Source organism: Kosakonia sp. BYX6 (assembly GCF_038449125.1).
GTDB classification, from domain to species: domain Bacteria; phylum Pseudomonadota; class Gammaproteobacteria; order Enterobacterales; family Enterobacteriaceae; genus Kosakonia; species Kosakonia calanthes.
The window spans coordinates 834,563-854,718 of record NZ_CP151800.1 but is presented as its reverse complement, the minus strand read 5'-3'; the positions used below and the strand labels follow the sequence as shown (position 1 = coordinate 854,718).

General features: G+C 54.8%; 22 protein-coding genes. 13 read left to right on the top strand and 9 right to left on the bottom strand.

Translation table 11 applies throughout. The features are described 5' to 3' along the window. Positions 1-12 precede the first annotated feature (12 nt). From gshB to ruvX, 3 genes are all read left to right on the top strand, one after another. Positions 13-960, top strand: a complete 948-nt coding sequence (gene gshB / locus AAEY27_RS04025; RefSeq protein ID WP_342323634.1) for a glutathione synthase — start codon at positions 13-15, stop codon at positions 958-960. Between the two features lie 118 nt (positions 961-1,078). Continuing rightward, entirely contained in the window at positions 1,079-1,642 is a 564-nt protein-coding gene (locus AAEY27_RS04020; RefSeq protein ID WP_342323633.1) for a YqgE/AlgH family protein, read from the top strand. Next, entirely contained in the window at positions 1,642-2,058 is a 417-nt protein-coding gene (gene ruvX, locus AAEY27_RS04015; protein ID WP_342323632.1) for a Holliday junction resolvase RuvX, read from the top strand. Before AAEY27_RS04020 ends, ruvX begins: the two co-directional genes overlap by 1 nt. Before the next feature lie 156 nt (positions 2,059-2,214). Here the strand turns inward: ruvX and AAEY27_RS04010 are convergent, their stop codons facing one another. Then, a complete protein-coding gene (locus AAEY27_RS04010) occupies positions 2,215-2,907 on the bottom strand; it encodes an IclR family transcriptional regulator domain-containing protein (protein WP_342323631.1) in 693 nt (230 codons plus the stop codon). Positions 2,908-2,973: 66 nt separating this feature from the next. Here AAEY27_RS04010 and AAEY27_RS04005 point away from each other — a divergent pair, with 66 nt between their 5' ends. Continuing rightward, on the top strand, positions 2,974-5,232 hold the full coding sequence (locus tag AAEY27_RS04005) for an FAD-dependent oxidoreductase (RefSeq protein WP_342323630.1): 2,259 nt from the start codon (positions 2,974-2,976) through the stop codon (positions 5,230-5,232). Here AAEY27_RS04005 and AAEY27_RS04000 read toward each other — a convergent pair. Beyond that, entirely contained in the window at positions 5,229-6,209 is a 981-nt protein-coding gene (locus AAEY27_RS04000; protein ID WP_342323629.1) for a type IV pilus twitching motility protein PilT, read from the bottom strand. The two genes, AAEY27_RS04005 and AAEY27_RS04000, sit on opposite strands and share 4 nt — an antisense overlap. 17 nt (positions 6,210-6,226) lie before the next feature. Here AAEY27_RS04000 and AAEY27_RS03995 point away from each other — a divergent pair, with 17 nt between their 5' ends. From AAEY27_RS03995 to hemW, 5 genes are read left to right on the top strand one after another with little or no spacing between them, the layout of a single operon-like run. Then, on the top strand, positions 6,227-6,931 hold the full coding sequence (locus AAEY27_RS03995) for a YggS family pyridoxal phosphate-dependent enzyme (RefSeq protein WP_342323628.1): 705 nt from the start codon (positions 6,227-6,229) through the stop codon (positions 6,929-6,931). Between the two features lie 18 nt (positions 6,932-6,949). Beyond that, entirely contained in the window at positions 6,950-7,516 is a 567-nt protein-coding gene (locus tag AAEY27_RS03990; protein WP_342323627.1) for a YggT family protein, read from the top strand. Further along, positions 7,513-7,803 carry a DUF167 family protein YggU gene (gene yggU / locus AAEY27_RS03985; RefSeq protein ID WP_342323626.1) on the top strand — a complete coding sequence of 97 codons (291 nt, stop codon included), beginning with the start codon at positions 7,513-7,515 and terminating at the stop codon, positions 7,801-7,803. Before AAEY27_RS03990 ends, yggU begins: the two co-directional genes overlap by 4 nt. An 8-nt stretch (positions 7,804-7,811) precedes the next feature. Continuing rightward, positions 7,812-8,405 (top strand): XTP/dITP diphosphatase, encoded by a 594-nt coding sequence (locus tag AAEY27_RS03980; protein ID WP_342323625.1) that lies wholly within the window; start codon positions 7,812-7,814, stop codon positions 8,403-8,405. Beyond that, complete coding sequence (gene hemW, locus AAEY27_RS03975) at positions 8,398-9,534, top strand: radical SAM family heme chaperone HemW (RefSeq protein ID WP_342323624.1); 1,137 nt, start codon at positions 8,398-8,400, stop codon at positions 9,532-9,534. Before AAEY27_RS03980 ends, hemW begins: the two co-directional genes overlap by 8 nt. A 91-nt stretch (positions 9,535-9,625) precedes the next feature. On the opposite strand, the gene wzz(fepE) is transcribed toward hemW, so the two are convergent. From wzz(fepE) to trmB, 4 genes are all read right to left on the bottom strand, one after another. Beyond that, positions 9,626-10,732 carry an LPS O-antigen length regulator Wzz(fepE) gene (wzz(fepE), locus tag AAEY27_RS03970; RefSeq protein WP_342323623.1) on the bottom strand — a complete coding sequence of 369 codons (1,107 nt, stop codon included), beginning with the start codon at positions 10,730-10,732 and terminating at the stop codon, positions 9,626-9,628. Between the two features lie 358 nt (positions 10,733-11,090). After that, the gene (locus AAEY27_RS03965; protein ID WP_342323622.1) at positions 11,091-11,810 is read right to left on the bottom strand and encodes a DUF2884 domain-containing protein; all 720 of its coding nucleotides are present in this window, start codon (positions 11,808-11,810) and stop codon (positions 11,091-11,093) included. A 56-nt stretch (positions 11,811-11,866) separates the two neighbouring features. Continuing rightward, positions 11,867-12,193: a YggL family protein gene (locus AAEY27_RS03960; RefSeq protein WP_342323621.1), complete on the bottom strand. Its 327-nt coding sequence runs from the start codon at positions 12,191-12,193 to the stop codon at positions 11,867-11,869. Next, positions 12,193-12,912, bottom strand: coding sequence for a tRNA (guanosine(46)-N7)-methyltransferase TrmB (trmB, locus tag AAEY27_RS03955; RefSeq protein WP_342323620.1), 720 nt, complete (start codon positions 12,910-12,912; stop codon positions 12,193-12,195). Before trmB ends, AAEY27_RS03960 begins: the two co-directional genes overlap by 1 nt. Positions 12,913-13,054: 142 nt before the next feature. Between trmB and mutY the strand changes: the two genes are divergently transcribed. The 4 genes from mutY (at position 13,055) to AAEY27_RS03935 (ending at position 17,093) form a co-directional block, all read left to right on the top strand. Then, positions 13,055-14,104, top strand: coding sequence for an A/G-specific adenine glycosylase (gene mutY, locus AAEY27_RS03950; RefSeq protein WP_342323619.1), 1,050 nt, complete (start codon positions 13,055-13,057; stop codon positions 14,102-14,104). 26 nt (positions 14,105-14,130) lie between these two features. Continuing rightward, on the top strand, positions 14,131-14,406 hold the full coding sequence (locus AAEY27_RS03945) for an oxidative damage protection protein (protein ID WP_342323618.1): 276 nt from the start codon (positions 14,131-14,133) through the stop codon (positions 14,404-14,406). A gap of 108 nt (positions 14,407-14,514) precedes the next feature. Further along, complete coding sequence (gene mltC / locus AAEY27_RS03940; protein ID WP_342325455.1) at positions 14,515-15,597, top strand: membrane-bound lytic murein transglycosylase MltC; 1,083 nt, start codon at positions 14,515-14,517, stop codon at positions 15,595-15,597. 242 nt (positions 15,598-15,839) lie between these two features. Then, a complete protein-coding gene (locus tag AAEY27_RS03935; RefSeq protein WP_342323617.1) occupies positions 15,840-17,093 on the top strand; it encodes a nucleoside permease in 1,254 nt (417 codons plus the stop codon). Positions 17,094-17,276: 183 nt separating this feature from the next. Here the strand turns inward: AAEY27_RS03935 and citG are convergent, their stop codons facing one another. From citG to citF, 3 genes are read right to left on the bottom strand one after another with little or no spacing between them, the layout of a single operon-like run. Next, positions 17,277-18,107 carry a triphosphoribosyl-dephospho-CoA synthase CitG gene (gene citG, locus AAEY27_RS03930; protein WP_342323616.1) on the bottom strand — a complete coding sequence of 277 codons (831 nt, stop codon included), beginning with the start codon at positions 18,105-18,107 and terminating at the stop codon, positions 17,277-17,279. After that, positions 18,085-18,624 (bottom strand): citrate lyase holo-[acyl-carrier protein] synthase, encoded by a 540-nt coding sequence (citX, locus tag AAEY27_RS03925; RefSeq protein ID WP_342323615.1) that lies wholly within the window; start codon positions 18,622-18,624, stop codon positions 18,085-18,087. The genes citG and citX overlap by 23 nt, the downstream gene beginning before the upstream one ends. Beyond that, the gene (gene citF / locus AAEY27_RS03920; RefSeq protein ID WP_342323614.1) at positions 18,621-20,147 is read right to left on the bottom strand and encodes a citrate lyase subunit alpha; all 1,527 of its coding nucleotides are present in this window, start codon (positions 20,145-20,147) and stop codon (positions 18,621-18,623) included. Before citF ends, citX begins: the two co-directional genes overlap by 4 nt. Between the last annotated feature and the right edge of the window lie 9 nt (positions 20,148-20,156).

Sequence of the window (20,156 nt, the reverse complement as noted above, 5' to 3'; positions counted from 1 at the left end):
AGGAGAAGCAGAATGATCAAGCTCGGCATCGTGATGGATCCCATCGCGGACATTAACATCAAAAAAGACACCAGCTTCGCCATGCTGCTGGAAGCACAGCGCCGCGGCTATGAGCTGCACTATATGGAGATGGCGGATCTCTATTTGATCAACGGCGAAGCCCGCGCCCGTACGCGCACCCTGTCCGTCGAGCAAAACTACGACAAATGGTATGAGTTTGGCAGCGAGCAGGATATTGCCCTCGCCGATCTGGATACCGTGCTGATGCGTAAAGATCCACCGTTCGATACCGAATATATCTACGCGACCTATATCCTTGAGCGTGCAGAAGAAAAAGGCACCTTGATCGTCAACAAACCGCAAAGCCTGCGCGACTGTAACGAGAAATTATTTACCGCCTGGTTCCCCGAATTGACCCCGGAAACCTTGGTCACGCGCGACAAAGCGAAGCTGAAAGCCTTCTGGCAGAAACACACCGATATTATCCTCAAGCCGCTGGATGGCATGGGCGGCACCTCGATTTTCCGCGTGAAAGAAGGCGATCCTAACTTGTCGGTTATCACTGAAACGCTGACCGATCTCGGCAACCGCTACTGCATGGCGCAGAACTACTTACCGGCGATTAAAGACGGCGACAAACGCGTGCTGGTGGTGGATGGCGAACCAGTGCCGTACTGCCTGGCGCGCATTCCTCAGGGTGGCGAAACCCGTGGCAACCTGGCTGCGGGTGGTCGCGGTGAACCGCGTCCGCTGAGCGAAAGCGATTGGGCAATTGCCCGAAAAGTCGCCCCGGTGCTGAAAGCCAAAGGGCTGATTTTTGTTGGCCTGGATATCATCGGCGATCGCCTGACGGAAATTAACGTCACCAGCCCGACCTGTGTACGTGAGATCGAAGCGCAATTCCCGATCTCAATCACCGGGATGTTAATGGACGCCATCGAAAAACGCCTGGGGAAATAACGCCAGCGCGCGGGGCGGGAAGGAACCCGCTCCCTGCCAGCTTTGGTAGTGACAGCATCCCGCTTTCCACCCATACTAGGTTGTCGCTTTTTTGAACCAGGAAACAGAACCTCTGACAATGAATTTACAGCATCACTTTCTTATTGCCATGCCTGCGCTTCAGGATCCCCTCTTTCGGCGTTCTGTTGTTTATATTTGCGAGTACAACGACGAAGGGGCAATGGGGCTTATCATTAATAAGCCGCTGGAAAACCTGACAGTTGACGGCGTTCTGGAAAAACTCAAAATCCAGCCAACCGAACGGGATCCTGCAATCCGTCTGGACAAACCGGTGTTGCTCGGCGGCCCGTTAGCTGAAGATCGCGGCTTTATTTTGCATACCCCGCCCGGCGGTTTCTCCTCCAGTATTCGCGTGTCGGATAACACTGTCATCACCACCTCGCGTGATGTGCTGGAAACGCTGGGCACTGCTGAACAGCCAAGCGAAGTGATGGTCGCGCTGGGTTATGCATCATGGGAAAAGGGCCAGTTGGAACAAGAAATCCTCGACAACGCCTGGCTCACCGCGCCTGCGGATCTCAATATTCTCTTTAAAACCCCCATCGCCGATCGCTGGCGTGAAGCGGCAAAACTTATCGGCATCGATATTTCGACGATGCCGGGTGTCGCGGGGCACGCCTGATGAGCGGAACCTTATTAGCGTTTGATTTCGGTACAAAAAGTATCGGCGTTGCCATTGGGCAGCGCATCACTGGCACGGCGCGCGCGCTGAATGCGCTCAGAGCGCAAGACGGCACACCGGACTGGAAACTTATCGAAAAGTTGTTAAAAGAGTGGCAGCCGGATTCGGTGATTGTCGGCTTGCCACTGAATATGGACGGCACTGAACAACCGCTAACCGCTCGCGCGCGTAAATTCGCCAATAAAATTCATGGCCGTTTTGGCGTACTGGTCACCTTGCATGATGAGCGCTTAAGCACCGTTGAAGCCCGCGCCGGGTTGTTTGAACGCGGCGGTTTTCGCGCGCTCGATAAAGGCAGAGTGGACTCCGCCTCAGCGGTGATCATTCTCGAAAGCTACTTCGAACTGCACCCCTAATCCTGCGCTCAGCGCTCCGCACTCCCTTCTTGCAAACTTAAAGCCGCGACCCCTCCGCGGCTTTCTGCCGATCGTTCTCACAGTTTCCACACTCGCTTTTTGCATTCTCATTGTTGTTTCTATAAAAGAAACATAAGAAGCAACGCGAAGCGCGTGTCAGGGTTTTTCTGTCAGGCGTTTGACCAATGAGTGCAGTGCCTGAAGACGGGTTTCCACCACCGTATCGTCAACGTGCCACATTCCGGCAAACGCGAGCGCGGCGGAATGCGCACCCAACGGTTTCGCCATCGACACTTCGCCGTCGTCATGATGCCAGACCACATGGCCCCGTTCGCGCTGCTGGGCAACGTGCGGGCCGAGGAGTTTCCACTGCTCGTCGTTAAAGCGCTTTTGCAGTGCTTCATCGCTTTCAGCCGCCAGTAGCGACATGCCGATGACCGACTGCCAGGCCGGGAGCATATGAAAACCGGCCAGCGCCTGGCTGACCTGGCTGCCGGGTTCAGAGTGATAGATGTAGATCACCTGATCCTCCCAGAGCACGCCCATCGCCACCACGATATCTTTGGGGGCGTGGCGCTCCAGCAGGGGCAGGGCTTGCGAGAACAGCGCCGAACCGCGAATGGCCTGCGCCGCCAGCGCGTGAATCCCCGGCCCTGGAAGATAACGCCGCTGTGCGTCCTGCATGGTCAGACCGATAGATGCCATGGTCATCAGTAACCGGTTTACGCGGGTTGTGTTGATGCCCATCAGGCGTGCCAGTTCGCGACAGCCAATGGCGCGGTCGCTGGACACCAGGTATTGCAGGCAGCGAATACCGTCAATCAGGCTTTGGTTCGGTTGTGAAGACATAGCAGGGTTCGCTTTTTAGTTGCTCGAAAAATCGATTTTACCGCCAGTAAAGAAGGATACAAGGTTATGAAAATCTTTCCCCAAACCGATGCCAGAGCCTTTCCGACACAACATCTGCATGCCGATCTGTTAGTGGCAGGCGGTGGGCTGGCGGGATTATGCGCCGCACTGGCGGCCGCGCGCGACGGTTTGCAGGTGGTGCTGATTCAGGACAGGCCCGTGCTGGGCGGTAACGCCTCCAGCGAAGTGCGCCTGTGGGCGAACGGCGCGACATCGCATATGGGAAACAATAACCGCTGGGCGCGCGAAGGCGGCATCATGGGCGAAATCATGGAAGAGAACCTCTGGCGCAACAAGGAGGGCAATCCGGTGATGTTTGACCTGGTGCTACTGGATCTCGCCAAAAGCCAGCCGGGGCTGACATTACTGCTAAATACCGCCGTGTTCGAGGTAGAAAAAACCGGGCAAACCATCACGCAAGTCACCGCCTTTAACCCGATCAACGAAACTTTCTACACCGTTAGCGCCGAACAGTTTTGCGATGCCACCGGCGATGGTGTGCTCGGTTATCTGGCGGGGGCTGAATATCGCGAAGGCGCGGAAGAGGCGGAAGAACTGGGTGAGAAGATGGCGCCCGGCGACAACTTCGGCCATAAACTGGGCCATTCCATTTATTTCTACACCAAACAAACCGCCGGGCCGGTGAATTTCGTTCCGCCCTCTTTCGCCTTAAAAAACATTACCGACATCCCGCGTTATAAGCGCCTGACCTCGACGTTAAATGGCTGCGATTTATGGTGGCTGGAATGGGGTGGCCGTCTCGATACGGTGCATGAAAGCGAAGAGATCAAATGGGAACTGTGGAAAATCGTTTGGGGCGTTTGGGATCACATTAAAAACTCGGGTGAATTCCCCGAAGCCGCCAATATGACCATTGAATGGGTCGGCGCCATTCCGGGCAAACGCGAGAGCCGCCGTTTTCTTGGCGATCATCTGCTGTGCCAGCAGGATATTGTGGAACAGCGCGATCATTACGATGCTGTGGCCTACGGCGGCTGGTCGATCGATTTACACCCGGCCGATGGGGTTTACAGCACCCACGACGGCTGTCGCCAGTTTCACAGTAAAGGCACTTACACCATCCCGTTTCGCAGCCTTTATAGCCGCTCACTGGACAACCTGCTCCTCACCGGACGGCTGATTTCCGCCTCGCATGTGGCTTTCGGCAGCGCCCGTGTGATGTGCACCTGCGGGCTGCTCGGCGAAGTGGTCGGGCGTGCCGCCGCGCTGTGCAAAACACAAAATCTGACCCCGCATGATCTGGCGCAACGCGAGCATGTCGGCACGCTACAACAGCAATTACAGGCTAACGGCTGCTACATTCCGCGCCACTGGCTAAGCGATCCGGCGCAAGGCGCAACGGTCAGCGCCAGCAGCGAATATCAACTGACGACGCTTGCCACCAACGGCAACTGGCAGCCACTGGCAGAACGAATGGCGCTGTTGTTGCCAGTGCAGGCAGGCCTGAACTTGCCGGAGATCACCCTGCGCCTGCGCGCCAAAAAACCGCAACCGCTGACCATCAGCCTGCTCGGCAGTGCGCGAGCCGGGAACTTCACCCCGGATTACCGCTACGACGAGTGCGTCGTACAGGTCTCTGGCGAAGCGGATCACATTGTGTCGTTTAGCTGGCAAAGCGAACGCGACCAGTATGTGTTTATCGCCTTTGATGCGCAGGATGGCGTCGATATCGCGCTCACCGACACCCATCTGCCCGGCGTGATGACGGTGTTTAATAGCCTGAATGCCCGCGTCGCTAAACATACTCGCCAGGTCGCCGACGGTGATTATGGCGTGGACGAGTTCGACTTCTGGCTGCCGCGCCGCCACCCGAACCAAGTGATGCCCGCCCTGCGTTGCGATCCGCCGCTTAATGCATGGAGTGCGCAAAACGTACTTAATGGCCGCCTGCGCCCGGAGCAGCAAACCAACGCCTGGACGCCCGCTGCCGATGACGACAAGCCGGAAATCGTCTGGCGCTGGGCGGCGCCGCAGGCCATCCATCAGCTGACGTTGGTGCAGGACAACGACTTCGATAACGCCATGGAGTCGGTTCAGATGGGCCACTACTTTGCGGTGACGCCGCACTGTATTACGCACTACCGCCTGTGGGCCGACGAACAACTGCTGGCCGAAGTATGCGATAACCATCACTCGGTCTGCCAGCACCGGCTGGATACCGCGCTGATGGCGCACAGCATCCGCCTGGAGATCCTCGCCACCGCTGGCGCACTACCGGCGATCTACTCGCTGAATATCAGTTAAAGCCAGCCCTGTAGCACCCGCTGTTGATGGCTTTGCGCAAAAGTCTGCATCCCCACTTGCTGCCCGGTTTGCATCACGCCGGGCAGTTGATGCGTCTTGCCTTCACGGATTAAATTCGCCACCGCAGGCGTATTGATCAGCAATTCGAACAGCGCCACACGCCCACCCTGCTTGTCCGCTTCCAGCTTTTGCGCCAGCACCGCCTGCAAACTCCCCGCTAACTGGCTGCGCACCGGGTCTTTTTCTTGCGCCGGAAAGGTATCCACCAGTCGCTCGACGGCTTGCGCGGCACCGCGCGTATGCAAGGTCGCCATCACCAGATGTCCGGTTTCGGCGGCGGTCAGCGCCAGGCGAATAGTCTCGCTGTCGCGAAGTTCCCCCAACAGAATCACATCGGGATCTTCACGCAGCGCCGCGCGCAGCCCATCGGCAAAAGACGCGCAGTGCTGGCCGACTTCCCGCTGCTGGATCAGGCTGCGCGCGCTGGTGTGCACAAACTCGATCGGGTCTTCCAGCGTCAGAATATGGGCGTCATAAGCCTGATTAAGGTGCTGAACCATCGCCGCCAGCGTGGTGGATTTGCCGCTGCCGGTCGCGCCGGTCACCAGAATCAACCCATTTTCCCGCCCAAGCAGCGTCGGCAATGCGGCGGGGGTATCGATCTCTTCCAGTAACGGACAGCTTTGCGGCAGCAAACGCAGCGCCAGCGAAGACCCGCCATAACGAGAAAAAGCCCCGGCGCGCAGCCGCCTGCCGCTAGCGGTGCTCAACGCGAAATCGACCTGCCCCTGTTCACGCCACTGGCGCTGCTGTAGCGCATTGAGCTGCGCGTCGATCAGCGCCTCAATATCAGGCAGATCAAAAGGTGCAGGCTCCAGCCGTCCCTGTTGTCGCCAGCGCGGCGGGCAACCACTGCACAGGTGTAGATCCGAGACATTATGCTTTACACTAAGCGCCACTATTTCTTCTATATCCATTACGCCATCCTGGAATCATGAACGATATCGCACATAACCTGGCACAGGTCCGGGACAAAATCTCAGCCGCAGCAACGCGTTGCGGCCGTGCTTCAGAGGAAGTGACTTTACTTGCAGTGAGTAAAACCAAACCTGCGAGCGCCGTCGCAGAAGCTATCCACGCCGGGCAACGCGCATTTGGTGAAAACTATGTGCAGGAAGGCGTGGATAAAATTCATCACTTTCAACAAGCGGGTGTTACTGGGCTGCAATGGCACTTTATCGGCCCTTTGCAGTCCAACAAAAGCCGTTTGGTCGCGGAGAATTTCGACTGGTGCCACACGGTCGACCGTTTGCGCATCGCCAGCCGTCTTAGCGAGCAGCGCCCGGCAAACCTGCCGCCGCTGAATATGCTGATTCAAATCAACATCAGCGATGAACAAAGTAAGTCCGGTATTGCGCTTAGCGAGCTGGATGCGCTAGCGGCACAGGTTGTTGAATTACCGGGTGTTTGCCTGCGTGGTTTGATGGCGATCCCGGCGCCAGAAACGGATTATCAACGGCAGTTTGCCGTGGCACGGCAAATGGCTGTAGCATTTGAGGCGCTTAAAGCGCGCTATCCAACGGTGGATACGCTGTCGTTGGGAATGACGGACGATATGTCCGCCGCCATTGCGGCTGGCAGTACGATGGTGCGCATTGGCACAGCCATATTTGGTGCGCGCGATTACACGAAAAATTAAGAAAAACTGAGGAACGCCATGAAGACGTTGACTTTCCTGCTCTCAACAGTGATTGAACTGTACACCATGGTTCTGCTGTTGCGCGTTTGGATGCAGTGGGCACGCTGTGATTTTTACAACCCATTTTCGCAGTTTGTGGTGAAAGCCACACAGCCGATTGTCGGGCCGCTGCGCCGTGTTATTCCGCCGTTGGGCCCGCTGGATAGCTCCTCGCTGCTGGTGGCTTTTGTACTGAGCTTTATCAAAGCGATCGTGCTGTTTATGGTGGTGACGTTCCAGCCGATTATCTGGATTTCCGCGCTGCTTATCCTGCTTAAAACCATCGGTCTGATGATTTTTTGGGTACTGCTGGTGATGGCGATCATGAGCTGGGTCAGCCAGGGACGTAGCCCGGTCGAATATGTCTTAATGCAGCTTACCGAACCGCTGCTGCGCCCGATTCGCAATCTGCTGCCGTCGATGGGCGGTATCGATTTTTCGCCGATGATCCTGGTGTTGCTGCTGTACGTTATCAATATGGGGGTTGCGGAACTGCTGCAATCCACCGGCAATATGCTGCTGCCGGGGCTGTGGATGGCACTATGAGTGCCGTTGTTACCTGTGAAGACGGGCTGGTTTTGCGGCTGTATATTCAGCCGAAAGCCAGCCGGGACAGCATCATCGGATTGCATGGCGACGAACTCAAAGTCGCCATCACCGCCCCGCCAGTGGACGGCCAGGCCAATGCACACCTGGTGAAATTCCTCGCTAAACAGTTTCGCGTCGCGAAAAGCCAGGTCGTGATTGAAAAAGGCGAACTGGGCCGCCACAAACAAATTAAAATCTCTCATCCGCAACAGATCCCGACCGACGTCGCGGCGCTGATAAATTAGGATTCGTTATGCAAAAAGTTGTCCTCGCCACCGGTAATGCCGGTAAAGTGCGCGAGCTTGCCTCGCTGCTCGATGATTTTGGTCTTGATGTCGTCGCGCAAACCGAATTGGGCGTTGAGTCCGCCGAAGAGACCGGGCTGACCTTTATCGAAAACGCGATTCTTAAAGCCCGCCATGCCGCGCAAATCACGGGTTTACCGGCAATTGCCGATGATTCCGGGCTGGCGGTTGACGCGCTGGGCGGCGCGCCGGGAATCTACTCCGCGCGTTATGCCGGTCTTGAAGCCAGCGATCAACAGAACCTCGAAAAACTGCTGCATACTCTAAAAGACGTACCGGATGCGCAGCGCCAGGCGCAGTTCCATTGCGTGCTGGTTTATATGCGCCATGCTGATGATCCGACGCCGCTGGTGTGCCATGGCCGCTGGTCTGGCGTTATCGCGCAGCAACCGGTTGGCGACGGCGGCTTTGGCTACGATCCGATTTTCTTTGTCCCTTCCGAGGGCAAAACCGCTGCGGAACTGACTCGCGAAGAAAAAAGCGCCATTTCCCACCGTGGGCAGGCGTTGAAACTGTTACTGGAAGCAATGCGTAATGGCTAATTTGCCACCTCTGAGCCTTTATATTCATATCCCCTGGTGCGTGCAGAAATGCCCGTACTGCGATTTCAATTCCCATGCGTTGAAGGGAGAAGTACCGCATGACGACTATGTTCAGCATCTGTTGGCCGATCTGGATGCCGATGTCGCTTACGCGCAGGGACGTGAAGTAAAGACCATTTTTATTGGTGGAGGAACGCCGAGCCTGCTTTCCGGCCCGGCGATGCAAACGCTGCTGGATGGCGTGCGGGCGCGTCTGCCGCTCGCTGCTGACGCAGAAATCACCATGGAAGCCAACCCCGGTACCGTGGAAGCCGACCGTTTTGTTGACTACCAGCACGCTGGCGTGAACCGCATTTCGATTGGCGTACAAAGCTTTAGTGAAACCAAACTGCAGCGCCTCGGGCGTATTCATGGCTCCGAAGAGGCCAAACGCGCGGCGCGGCTGGCAAGCGGGCTTGGGCTGCGCAGTTTCAACCTCGATTTGATGCACGGCCTGCCGGATCAATCGCTGGAAGAGGCGCTGGACGATCTGCGCCAGGCGATTGCGCTGAACCCGCCGCATCTTTCCTGGTATCAACTCACCATCGAACCTAACACTCTGTTTGGCTCGCGTCCGCCGGTGTTACCAGACGACGATGCGCTGTGGGATATCTTCGAGCAGGGCCATCAAATTCTTACCGCCGCCGGGTATCAGCAATACGAAACCTCGGCATATGCAAAACCCGGTTTTCAGTGCCAGCACAATCTCAACTACTGGCGCTTTGGCGACTATCTTGGGATTGGCTGCGGTGCGCACGGCAAAGTGACTTTCCCGGACGGGCGTATTCTGCGCACGGCAAAAACCCGCCATCCACGCGGCTATATGCAGGGAAAATATCTGGATAAACAGCATGATGTGCAAGTGCAGGATAAACCGTTCGAATTCTTTATGAACCGTTTCCGTCTGCTTGAACCGGCACCGCGCGCGGAATTTTCGCGCTATACCGGGCTGGATGAAAGTGTAATTCGCCCGCAAATCAACCAGGCACTGGCGCTTAATTATCTGACAGAGAATGAGGCCGATTGGCAGATAACCGAGCACGGTAAGCTATTTCTGAACTCGCTACTTGAGTTGTTCCTTGCAGAATAAATCAGCAAATACTTAAAAAACACGTATTAGTTAAGGGGAATATCATTTCCCCTTAACTATTTTAGCAACGTTATTATTATGCAATGCAATATTACAGCATGTTTCGCTCACGCAAACCGTGGCGCAATAATACGATTGCCGAGGAAATAATAAGACCCAGAATTGCCGCCAGCACCAATATGATGGGCTTGCCTGGACCATCATGTTTCATTGGCAAAGAGGGTGAAGATTGATATTTCAGCGGCGAAAAATCGACGTCCTTAATATTCACTTTCTGCAATTCTGCCAGCGTGAATTCACGGTTACGGAAATCGGCATTCAGCTCGGTGAAATCTTTCATCGACTGCTCAATTCTGAGTTTTTCCGAGATCCCGTCTGACCCTAAAGCAATCGAGAAATCCGGGTCATCCTGCACCGTTTGGCCATTGCTGTAGACCGGGCGTTTGATGCCTGCGGCATTCGCCACTTCCAGCGAGTAATTCAGGCGTTTCAGGTTGGTATCATGCTTCGTGGCAATGCGGGCACGATCCATTTCCAGCACGTTTTTCTCGTAATTTTTTCTCAGCTCAACGTCGTTACGCAGCGTTTCCAGCGTCTCTTTGACGACTTTGGCAGCAATAAAATCGATATAACCTTGCAGAACCTGCTGCGCTTCGGCAGCCGTCGGCGCCGTGAACGCCAGCGACCATGAAGCGTATGGCGCGCTGTCGGCGTTCGCCTGTTTAACGTTGTTGCTGGCTCTGATTTTGTCCGCGAGCATCATCAGCGCGCGGCGCAATTCTTGCTGATCGATGTTTTGCTCTTGCAGTTTCCCGAGCACCAGCGGCGAGGAAGCGAGAAATTCTTCTTTCAGCGACTGCGAGGTGAATTTTTTCAGGAACAGATTAAAAACATCATCCGCGGTAATAGACGTTTTTACATCAAGGACTTGCAACGTCATCAGCGTTTTTTGCAATTCCGTCCATTGAATTTTTTCCGCCGGGGTAATTTCCGCCTGACTGGTCCATTTTTGCGGTAATAACGCTGCAATAAAAAAGCCAACGACAGCAAATAACAACACCGTCGCAACGATTATCTTTTTACCGTTCCATAAAAGGCCGACCAGATAGAGAAGATCAATCTCGTTATTTTTGAGTTCAAGCGCGGGATTTTCATAAAATGAAGCTTCACGCTTTGGCTGTATGTTTATTGAGGACATAAGATTATTTATGCAGAAATCGCATCCATGATTTGAAGAGGCGATATTAGCATCAACAAGAACATTCTGAAAGTACACAATCGACATTCTGGCAAATCAATAAATTTCTTTATTTTGTAAAACCCACTAATATTAGTAGTTTAAAAAAGCTAATGAATCGCGGTCATTACTGACGAAAGTTTATTTCCAGGAAAATAACCACAAAGTAGAAAGGGAGATAGAGAATTAATATTTATGCATTTAATGGGGAAAAGAAATAAGCAGAATAATAACGAACTTTAATAATAACGAACTTTAATCTATTCCATTAGCTAGTGCGGCCCTCTTACAAAAAAAGAAAGAAGGCCGCACTGAGAAATTACTTAAGCGTGGCGGTTAACGCTTTGCGGTTCTCTTCCAGGGAAACAACGCGTTTACATACGTCTTTGCCAAATTGCTGAAAATCCGCTTCCTGGTTTTTCCATTCGTTCTGGATGGCAGTTTGCAAACCGCCGAGGCTGCCCAGCACATTTTGAAGCGGGTTACCGCCGCTTTTCAGCACCGCCTGCGCGCCCATTTCATTAATGCTGTCTTGCAAAATACCGCCCATCGCCTGATTCACCAGTTGCTGGCCGTCAGCACGAACTTGATCAATCGCTTTATAGTGGAACGTCAGGCCATCGCTGCGATGCTCAATAATACGGTTCATCTGCTCTTTAAGCTGCGCGTCGAGTTTGGTCAGGCGTTTACGCATGCTGCTGTTTTCGCCCACCTCTTTGACGATGATTTTATCCAGCGCCACGCGGTTTTTATCCACACGGCTGCGCGCGCCGTCATCAATCCACGGCAGCGCGCTGCGTAATTCAGCCTGGTAATCTTTCGCCTGCTCGCGCTGCGCGCTGCTAAGCGTTGGCTGCTTGCCGTTGTACATCACATTGCCATCCGGCGTGATAACCAGGTTGCCGTTCTCGCCAGTGACCTGCACGGTTTGCGGGCTGATAATCACATCGTCACGCGGCGTGACGCTGCATTGATAATCGGCCTGAGCCGCGAATGCCGAAAGCGTAAGCGTTGCCGCCAGCAGCGTTTTGCGCATCATAGAAAAACTCCTGTAGAGACAAAATGGGCCAGCAAATGCTGGCCCTTTATGCTTGGTTAGTCCCACCAAACGTCGAAAAGTTCGCTAATGCGCACCTCTTCGAGCTTTTGGTCTTCGAGCCATTTACGCACGATGGCCTGATGTTCTTCGGTGCATTTGCCGATCTCTTGCAGGCAGATCAGCCCGTCCCAGGCCAGATAACCGCTTCCATCAAACGCCAGTTTATTAGGCGCGATGACGTGCTGGATAAAGTCATCAACGGTTTTATCGATATGCTCTTCAGTGGTGCCTTCCGGGAAGCGCCACGCGACGGAAAAACCCAGTTCCTGGAATTCGTCGATATGCATTTTTTTGCGCAAGCGACGGCTGCGGTTTGTTGCCATTATTTCACCCTCTCGAACATTAAGTCCCATACGCCGTGACCAAGACGATGGCCACGCTGTTCAAATTTGGTTACCGGGCGCGATTCCGGGCGCGGCACATAATCATGGGTCGCCGACAGGTTTTTATACCCGTCGATAGACGACATCACTTCCAGCATGTGTTCGGCATAGGCTTCCCAGTCGGTCGCCATATGGAACACGCCGCCCAGCTTGAGCTTGCTTTTCACCAGTTCCGCAAAGGGTACCTGAACGATGCGGCGTTTATTATGACGCGCTTTATGCCAGGGATCGGGGAAAAACAACTGCACCATATTCAGAGAATTGTCAGGAATCATTTTGTGCAGCACCTCCACCGCGTCGTGGCACATCACGCGCAGGTTTTCGACACCCTCTTCATGAGCGGAAGAGAGGCATGCGCCAACGCCTGGGGAGTGCACTTCAATGCCGAGGAAGTTTTGATCCGGGCGGATTTTCGCCATTTCAACCAGCGAAGCGCCCATGCCGAAACCGATCTCCAGCGTAACCGGCGCGGTACGGCCAAACAGCGCGGTGAAATCCAGCGGCTGTTCAGTGAACTCAACGCCCATCACCGGCCAGTAATTGTCCAACGCGTGCTGCTGCCCTTTAGTCAGGCGGCCCTGGCGGCGGACAAAGCTACGAATGCGGCGCAGCGGGCGGCCATTTTCATCAAATTCCGGTGAAATGACGTCGTTATTCATAAAGTATTCTGCTTGTGAGAGTGTTCAGGAAACGGGCATTATCCAAAGTTCATCGCCCGATGCAAGCACCGGAAAGTTCCGGTTTACAGTGCCGCGCCTCTGTGCTGCAATCTTCGCCCCTGATAACGCGATTCTGGTGACCATGCAAGCGTCTCAATTTTCAGCCCAGGTTCTGGACTGGTACGACAAATACGGGCGAAAAACCCTGCCCTGGCAAATTGAAAAAACGCCCTACAAAGTATGGCTGTCGGAAGTGATGTTGCAACAAACTCAGGTCGCAACCGTTATTCCCTATTTCCAGCGCTTTATGGCGCGTTTCCCGACGGTGACCGATCTGGCAAACGCACCGCTGGATGAAGTGCTGCATTTATGGACCGGGCTGGGTTACTACGCCCGTGCTCGCAATCTGCACAAAGCCGCGCAGCAGGTTGCAAGCCTTCATGGCGGGCGTTTCCCGGAAACCTTCGATGAAGTCGCCGCCCTGCCTGGCGTTGGCCGCTCAACCGCAGGTGCCATTCTCTCTTTGTCACTCGGTAAACACTTTCCCATTCTTGATGGCAACGTGAAACGCGTGCTGGCACGCTGTTACGCCATTGGCGGCTGGCCGGGGAAGAAAGAGGTAGAGAAGCGCTTGTGGGATCTCAGTGAGCAAGTGACCCCGGCGAAAGGCGTGGAGCGTTTCAACCAGGCGATGATGGATCTCGGCGCAATCGTCTGCACCCGCTCAAAGCCCAAGTGCGAACTCTGCCCGCTGCAAACCGGCTGTGAAGCCTACGCTTGCCATTCCTGGGCGAGTTATCCGGGCAAAAAGCCGAAGCAAACGCTGCCCGAGCGCACGGGTTACCTATTGATGATGCAGCATGACGGCGAGGTTTACCTTGAACAGCGCCCGCCAAGCGGTCTATGGGGTGGGCTGTTCTGTTTCCCGCAGTTTAGCGATGAAGCAGGGTTACGTGACTGGCTGGCGCAGAGGAACATTAGCGCCGATACTCTCAGCCAACTCGTGGCATTTCGCCACACTTTTAGCCATTTCCATCTGGATATTGTGCCTATGTGGCTGAGTGTGTCCTCGTTCTCGTCTTGCATGGATGAAGGTACAGGTCTTTGGTATAACTTAGCGCAACCGCCATCCGTCGGTCTGGCGGCTCCAGTGGAACGCCTGATACAGCAATTACGCGACGAAGCCGTTTAGCGCGCATAGCAAAAAGAGGAAAGATTATGAGCAGAACTATTTTTTGTACCTTCCTGCAACGCGAAGCGGAAGGGCAAGACTTCCAGCTCTATCCGGGCGATCTGGGTAAACGCATTTATAACGAGATTTCGAAAGAAGCCTGGAAGCAGTGGCAGCAGAAGCAAACCATGCTGATCAACGAAAAGAAACTCAACATGATGAACGTCGATCATCGCAAGCTGCTGGAAGAGGAGATGGTGAATTTCCTGTTTGAAGGCAAAGACGTGCACATTGAAGGCTATACGCCGCAAGAAAAAAAATAAGCCGCTGATCACTCACCATGGCTGGCAATGTCGCTAATACCAGAAAAGGCATTGCCAGTTTGCGAGCGTCACAGGCGCAATAATCCAACACAACTGCATCCCGGAATGATGAAAAAATTTTTAGCGCTAGCGATGATCGCGCCGTTGCTGATTTCTTGTTCCAGCTCTAATAAATCTGGCGAAGACTACAACGAAGCCTGGATTAAAGACACCAACGGTTTTGACATTTTGATGGGGCAGTTCGCCCATAACATTGAAAATTTGTGGGGGTTTAACGAAGTTCTGATCGCAGGACCGAAGGACTACGTTAAATATACCGACCAATATCAGACCCGAAGCCACATTAACTTCGACGAAGGTACGATCACCTTCGAAACCATCTCCGGTACCGAACCGGCTGCGCATTTGCGCGCGGCGATCATCAAAACCCTGCTGATGGGCGATGATCCCGGCTCTATCGATCTCTATTCCGATACCGATGATATCCAGATTTCCAAAGAGCCGTTCCTGTACGGCCAGGTGCTGGATAACAACGGCGAAGCGATTCGCTGGCAGTGGCGTGCGGAAAAGTTTGCTGACTACCTGCTACAAACGCGCCTGAAAACCCGCAGCAATGGCATTCGCATTATTTCCAGCATCACCATTAACCTGGTGCCAAACCACCTCGATAAACGTGCGCATAAATACTTCGGTATGGTGCGCCAGGCATCAAACAAATATGGCGTTGAAGAGTCGTTGATTCTGGCGATTATGCAAACCGAATCCTCGTTCAACCCGTATGCCGTTAGCCGCTCCGACGCGCTGGGTTTGATGCAGGTGGTGCAGCACAGCGCCGGGAAAGATGTGTTCCGCGCGCAGGGTAAATCCGGCACGCCGGACCGTAGTTATCTGTTTGATCCGAAGAGCAATATCGATACCGGCACCGCCTACCTGGCGATGCTCAACAATATTTATCTCTCCGGCATCAATAACCCAACTTCGCGGCGTTATGCGGTAATCACCGCGTATAACGGCGGTGCCGGGAGCGTGCTGCGCGTCTTCTCGACAGACAAAATCCAGGCGGCGAACATCATCAACAATATGACGCCAGGGGATGTTTACGAGACGCTGACCACCCGCCATCCGTCGGCGGAATCCCGGCGTTATCTCTACAAAGTCAATTCGGCGCAGAAAACATACCGCCGCAATTAACCCTTCGGCTTATGCCTTTTTCACAGTGAAAGTGAAACAGGCATAAGCTTTGCCTTTGGGCTTCGCAAACGGTTGCGTAAAAGCGTGATCAAGATCACTTTATAAGAATGCAATCAGACGAAGTTTGCATTTTTATGTCGGATATAACAAACAACGCGCTTTCTAAGTGGTAAAGTGCCGCCACAAATGGCAGCACTTCCGCCCATTCCAACAATGTCCGTCTCCTTTGCGAGGAAATTTGCATGAATCTTAAGCTGCAGCTGAAAGTGATTATCTTTCTGCAGTTCTGCCTCTGGGGCAGCTGGCTGACTACTCTTGGCTCTTATATGTTCGTTACCCTGAAATTCCAGGGTGCGGAAATTGGCGCAGTTTACAGTTCGCTCGGTATTGCATCCCTGTTTATGCCAACGCTGCTGGGCATCGTGGCCGATAAATGGCTGAGCGCGAAATGGGTTTACGCGCTGTGTCATCTGGTCGGTGCAATCACGCTGTTTATCGCCGCAGGCGTGACCACGCCGGGTGCGATGTTCGTTATTATCCTGCTCAACTCGCTGGCGTATATGCCAACGCTGAGCCTGGTAAACTCCATCTCTTATTTCCGCCTGAAATCCGCCGGCCACGATATCGTTACTGATTTCCCGCCGATTCGTATTTGGGGCACCATCGGTTTTATCCTCGCTATGTGGACAGTGAGCTTCTCCGGCTTTGAACTGAGCCATATGCAGCTTTATATCGGCGCGGCGCTGTCGCTGCTGCTGAGCGTTATCTCGCTGACGCTGCCGCATATTCCGGTCACCAATAGCAAAGAAAAACAGACCTGGGTGGAAATGTTCGGTCTGAACGCGTTTGCGTTGTTTAAAAACAAACGTATGGCGATCTTCTTTGTCTTCTCTATGCTGCTGGGCGCGGAGTTGCAGATCACCAACATGTTCGGCAACACCTTCTTGCATAGCTTTGATGCTAACCCGCTGTTCGCTAATAGCTTTATCGTGACGCACGCGTCGGTGATGATGTCGATTTCGCAGATTTCCGAAACCGCCTTTATCCTCGCGATCCCGTTCTTTATGAGCCGCTACGGCATCAAGAACGTCATGATGATCAGTATCATCGCGTGGGTGCTGCGTTTTGGCCTGTTCGCCTACGGCGACCCGACGCCGTTCGGTACTGTGCTGCTGGTACTGTCGATGATCGTTTACGGTTGCGCGTTCGACTTCTTCAACATCTCCGGTTCGGTGTTTGTTGAGAAAGAAGTGAACCCGGCCATCCGTGCCAGTGCGCAGGGTATGCTGCTGATGATGACCAACGGTTTCGGCTGTATCCTCGGCGGCATGGTAAGTGGCAAAGTGGTGGAGATTTATACCACCGCTGGCATCACCGATTGGAAAACCGTGTGGCTGATTTTTGCCACGTATTCTCTGGTACTGGCCTTCGCCTTCGTGATGCTGTTTAAATACAAACACGTCCGCGAGCCTGCCGCGACGGCGCAGAAAGCGTAAAACAAAACCCGGCCTAAGCGCCGGGTTTTTTATGCATTTTTTGCACGTTGCAGGCCGGATAAGGCGAAGCTGCCATCCGGCAAATAGCCGGTGACGCGATGATCGCCAGATGGCGGCGCAAGCGCCTTATCCGGCCTACAAAAACGACAAAGGTCAGGCCCGCGCCACCAGGCGTTTTGTTGGTTAGGGGATCATGGCTAATACATACGCCACCGCCAATAAATCGGCGCTGCCGCCGGGGCTTAAACGCCGCGCCATCAACGCATTATCCATCTCCCGCAAGGAATCCATATCCCACTCGGTTGCCAGCAACGTTGCCGCATAATCCTGCACATAGCGCAGCCCTTCGATTCCGCCGCGCGACACCAAATTACTATCCCGGTTCGCCGCCATCAGGCGCAACAATACGTGGTGCAACCGCCGCTCGCCCTGCTCCAAATGCCAGAACGGCAGCACCGCGCGACGCACGGTAATAAACCCCTGCTCTGCCTCGCCGCGTGCGCCGGTCAGGCCATATTCCCGAAACTGCTTTTCCCCGGCAGTGATAGCGTGTGACCGGTCCGCCAATTCACGCGCCACCAGGCCGCGACAGATTTCACTCACCTGCTGGCAAAGCGCATCGGCGCTAAGTAGCCGGTTTTGTCCCTGTAAACGTCCGGCGGCAAAGCACAGCAAGCCAAGCGAAAAGATCCCGCCTTTGTGCGTGTTCACCCCGTGCGTGGCGGCAAACATGGCTTGTTCACAGGCGATGCCCATTGGTCGCAGCAAACGCAATTGTTCGCTGGCCGGTTTACAGGCATGGGTTTTTCCGGCCTGCTGGAAAACCGAAAACCACGGTGTGATGGCGGCAATGCTGGCTAAAAACAGCGCGTGATCCATGTCCTGGTGCGAACCATTATTCGCCCGATCCACCAGCCCCGGTTTCGGGGTTAAATCGAGTTCAAGGCGCAGCGCCCGCGCCGCCAGCACAGGCACATCCAGCATGTCAGGTTTAGTCGCGAGCAAACCAGCCATCAATTAACCTCTCTACGCGCCCGAGCACTTCTTCGACCGGGTGACGGCGCGAACGCGCGCAACCGTGCGCAGGTTCATCGCACACCAGGCAGCGTCGGGTACTCAAATCCAGCGAGTGCCGCCCGACCTGACCGTTTTTCGGGCAAAACACGTCAAAATCCCACAGCCTGCCGAGCGGATGCCTCTGCTCCATCTCAACACACTGCGCTTTGATTTCCGCCGCCGAATGTTCCACGCACCACAGCGCTTCCGCGCCGGTCGGCAGCCATAACACCTGGCGTTCGAGCACCGGCCAGCGATGCTGCCACAGCAACTGATCGCAGGCTTGCAGCGCCACGCCCATGGTGTTGCGATAACGAATACTGTCTTTTACCGCGCCGGGGGTGACCAACGTCAGCGAGATAACCGGTTGTTGATAGTGGGCGAGCCAGTCAGCCTGACGCGCCGCGCGGCTCTCTTTCGCCGCCAGCAGCGCTTCAAGGCTGACGCCCGCTCTCACGGGCGTCAGAGTGGTCATAGATTTTCCTCTTTAACCTGATGCACAACGTCAATCACGCTGCCATCGCGGTAACGGATCACACCGACAATACGGTCGGTAAACGCGATCGGTTTCGGTTCGCCGGTCAGCGAAATCGCCCGCTGGTAGAGCGCGTCGATATCGACGATTTTCAGCCCTGCCGCCAGCAAGCGCTCGCGGATTTCCGGGCGCGCCGGATTCACCGCAATACCGTGGTCCGTCACCAGCACATCGATGCTTTCCCCTGGCGTCAGGCGAGTGGTAACGCGTTTCACGACGGTTGGAATCCGGCTGCGTAACAGCGGTGCCACGACAATCGTCAGGTTTGCCGCTGCCGCGACATCGCAATGCCCGCCTGATGCGCCGCGCATCACGCCATCGGAACCGGTGATCACGTTGACGTTAAAATCGACGTCAATTTCCAGCGCACTGAGGATCACCACATCCAGCCGATCGCAACTGGCGGCTTTACCGCCAGGGTTGGCATAGACGTTGGTGGAGATCTCCACATGATTCGGGTTACGGCGCAGCGAGGCCGCCGCTTCGCTATCAAAACATTGGGTATCGAGCAGTTTTTCGATAAGCCCTTTTTCGTGCAGATCCACCAGGCTGCCAGTGATGCCGCCAAGCGCAAAGCGGGCTTTGACGCCGTGGCGCTCCATCTTCTCTTCCATAAAGCGAGTCGCCGCCGTCGCCGCCGCGCCAGAACCGGTCTGCATTGAGAAGCCCTCTTTGAAATAGCCGGAGTGCTCAATCACGTCTGCGGCGTAGCGAGCGATCATCAATTCGCGCGGGTTGCTGGTGACACGCGCCGCACCGACGCTGATTTTTGCCGGATCGCCCACGCTCTCCACCTGGACTATCAGATCCACCTGATCCTGCCCAAGGCTGGCGGGCATGTTCGGAAACGCCACCAGTTCTTCGGTCAGCAGCACCACTTTCTTCGCGAATTGTGCATCGACCATCGCGTAGCCAAGTGAACCGCAGCAAGATTTGCCCTGCGTACCGTTGGCGTTACCAAACTCGTCGCTGCACGGTACACCGAGGAAGGCGACATCAATGTTCAGTTCGCCGTCCTGCAACAGTTTCACGCGTCCGCCGTGCGAGTGGATCTGCACCGGCTCGGCCATCAGACCGTGAGAGATGGCATCCGCCAGCTTGCCGCGCATCCCGGAGGTGTAAATCTTCGTGATAACCCCGTTCTGGATATGCTCGATCAGCACGTCGTTACAGGTCATCAGAGAACTGGAAGCCAGCGTCAGGTTTTTGAACCCCAGGCGCGCCAGTGTCGCCACCACGGTGTTGATCACGCGATCGCCTTCGCGGAACGCATGGTGGAATGAAATGGTCATGCCATCTCGCAGGCCGCTGCGGGCAATAGCATCTTCCAGTGAGGCGCAGAGTTTGCGCGTATGTTTGCTCTCGACGTCCGCCAGCCACGGCGTGGCGGCATGGGCGCTATCAAAGGGTTTTAACTCTCGCAGATGGGGAAAGTTAACGTGAAGAAGCTCTGTTTGATTCATTGTTCTGTC

Excerpts from the sequence above, each read along its gene's own strand:
- gshB (WP_342323634.1), top strand. The coding sequence starts at position 13 with ATGATCAAGCTCGGCATCGTGATGGATCCCATCGCGGACATTAACATC.
- AAEY27_RS04020 (WP_342323633.1), top strand. The coding sequence starts at position 1,079 with ATGAATTTACAGCATCACTTTCTTATTGCCATGCCTGCGCTTCAGGAT.
- ruvX (WP_342323632.1), top strand. The coding sequence starts at position 1,642 with ATGAGCGGAACCTTATTAGCGTTTGATTTCGGTACAAAAAGTATCGGC.
- AAEY27_RS04010 (WP_342323631.1), bottom strand. The coding sequence starts at position 2,907 with ATGTCTTCACAACCGAACCAAAGCCTGATTGACGGTATTCGCTGCCTG.
- AAEY27_RS04005 (WP_342323630.1), top strand. The coding sequence starts at position 2,974 with ATGAAAATCTTTCCCCAAACCGATGCCAGAGCCTTTCCGACACAACAT.
- AAEY27_RS04000 (WP_342323629.1), bottom strand. The coding sequence starts at position 6,209 with ATGGATATAGAAGAAATAGTGGCGCTTAGTGTAAAGCATAATGTCTCG.
- AAEY27_RS03995 (WP_342323628.1), top strand. The coding sequence starts at position 6,227 with ATGAACGATATCGCACATAACCTGGCACAGGTCCGGGACAAAATCTCA.
- AAEY27_RS03990 (WP_342323627.1), top strand. The coding sequence starts at position 6,950 with ATGAAGACGTTGACTTTCCTGCTCTCAACAGTGATTGAACTGTACACC.
- yggU (WP_342323626.1), top strand. The coding sequence starts at position 7,513 with ATGAGTGCCGTTGTTACCTGTGAAGACGGGCTGGTTTTGCGGCTGTAT.
- AAEY27_RS03980 (WP_342323625.1), top strand. The coding sequence starts at position 7,812 with ATGCAAAAAGTTGTCCTCGCCACCGGTAATGCCGGTAAAGTGCGCGAG.
- hemW (WP_342323624.1), top strand. The coding sequence starts at position 8,398 with ATGGCTAATTTGCCACCTCTGAGCCTTTATATTCATATCCCCTGGTGC.
- AAEY27_RS03965 (WP_342323622.1), bottom strand. The coding sequence starts at position 11,810 with ATGATGCGCAAAACGCTGCTGGCGGCAACGCTTACGCTTTCGGCATTC.
- AAEY27_RS03960 (WP_342323621.1), bottom strand. The coding sequence starts at position 12,193 with ATGGCAACAAACCGCAGCCGTCGCTTGCGCAAAAAAATGCATATCGAC.
- trmB (WP_342323620.1), bottom strand. The coding sequence starts at position 12,912 with ATGAATAACGACGTCATTTCACCGGAATTTGATGAAAATGGCCGCCCG.
- mutY (WP_342323619.1), top strand. The coding sequence starts at position 13,055 with ATGCAAGCGTCTCAATTTTCAGCCCAGGTTCTGGACTGGTACGACAAA.
- AAEY27_RS03945 (WP_342323618.1), top strand. The coding sequence starts at position 14,131 with ATGAGCAGAACTATTTTTTGTACCTTCCTGCAACGCGAAGCGGAAGGG.
- mltC (WP_342325455.1), top strand. The coding sequence starts at position 14,515 with ATGAAAAAATTTTTAGCGCTAGCGATGATCGCGCCGTTGCTGATTTCT.
- AAEY27_RS03935 (WP_342323617.1), top strand. The coding sequence starts at position 15,840 with ATGAATCTTAAGCTGCAGCTGAAAGTGATTATCTTTCTGCAGTTCTGC.
- citG (WP_342323616.1), bottom strand. The coding sequence starts at position 18,107 with ATGGCTGGTTTGCTCGCGACTAAACCTGACATGCTGGATGTGCCTGTG.
- citX (WP_342323615.1), bottom strand. The coding sequence starts at position 18,624 with ATGACCACTCTGACGCCCGTGAGAGCGGGCGTCAGCCTTGAAGCGCTG.
- citF (WP_342323614.1), bottom strand. The coding sequence starts at position 20,147 with ATGAATCAAACAGAGCTTCTTCACGTTAACTTTCCCCATCTGCGAGAG.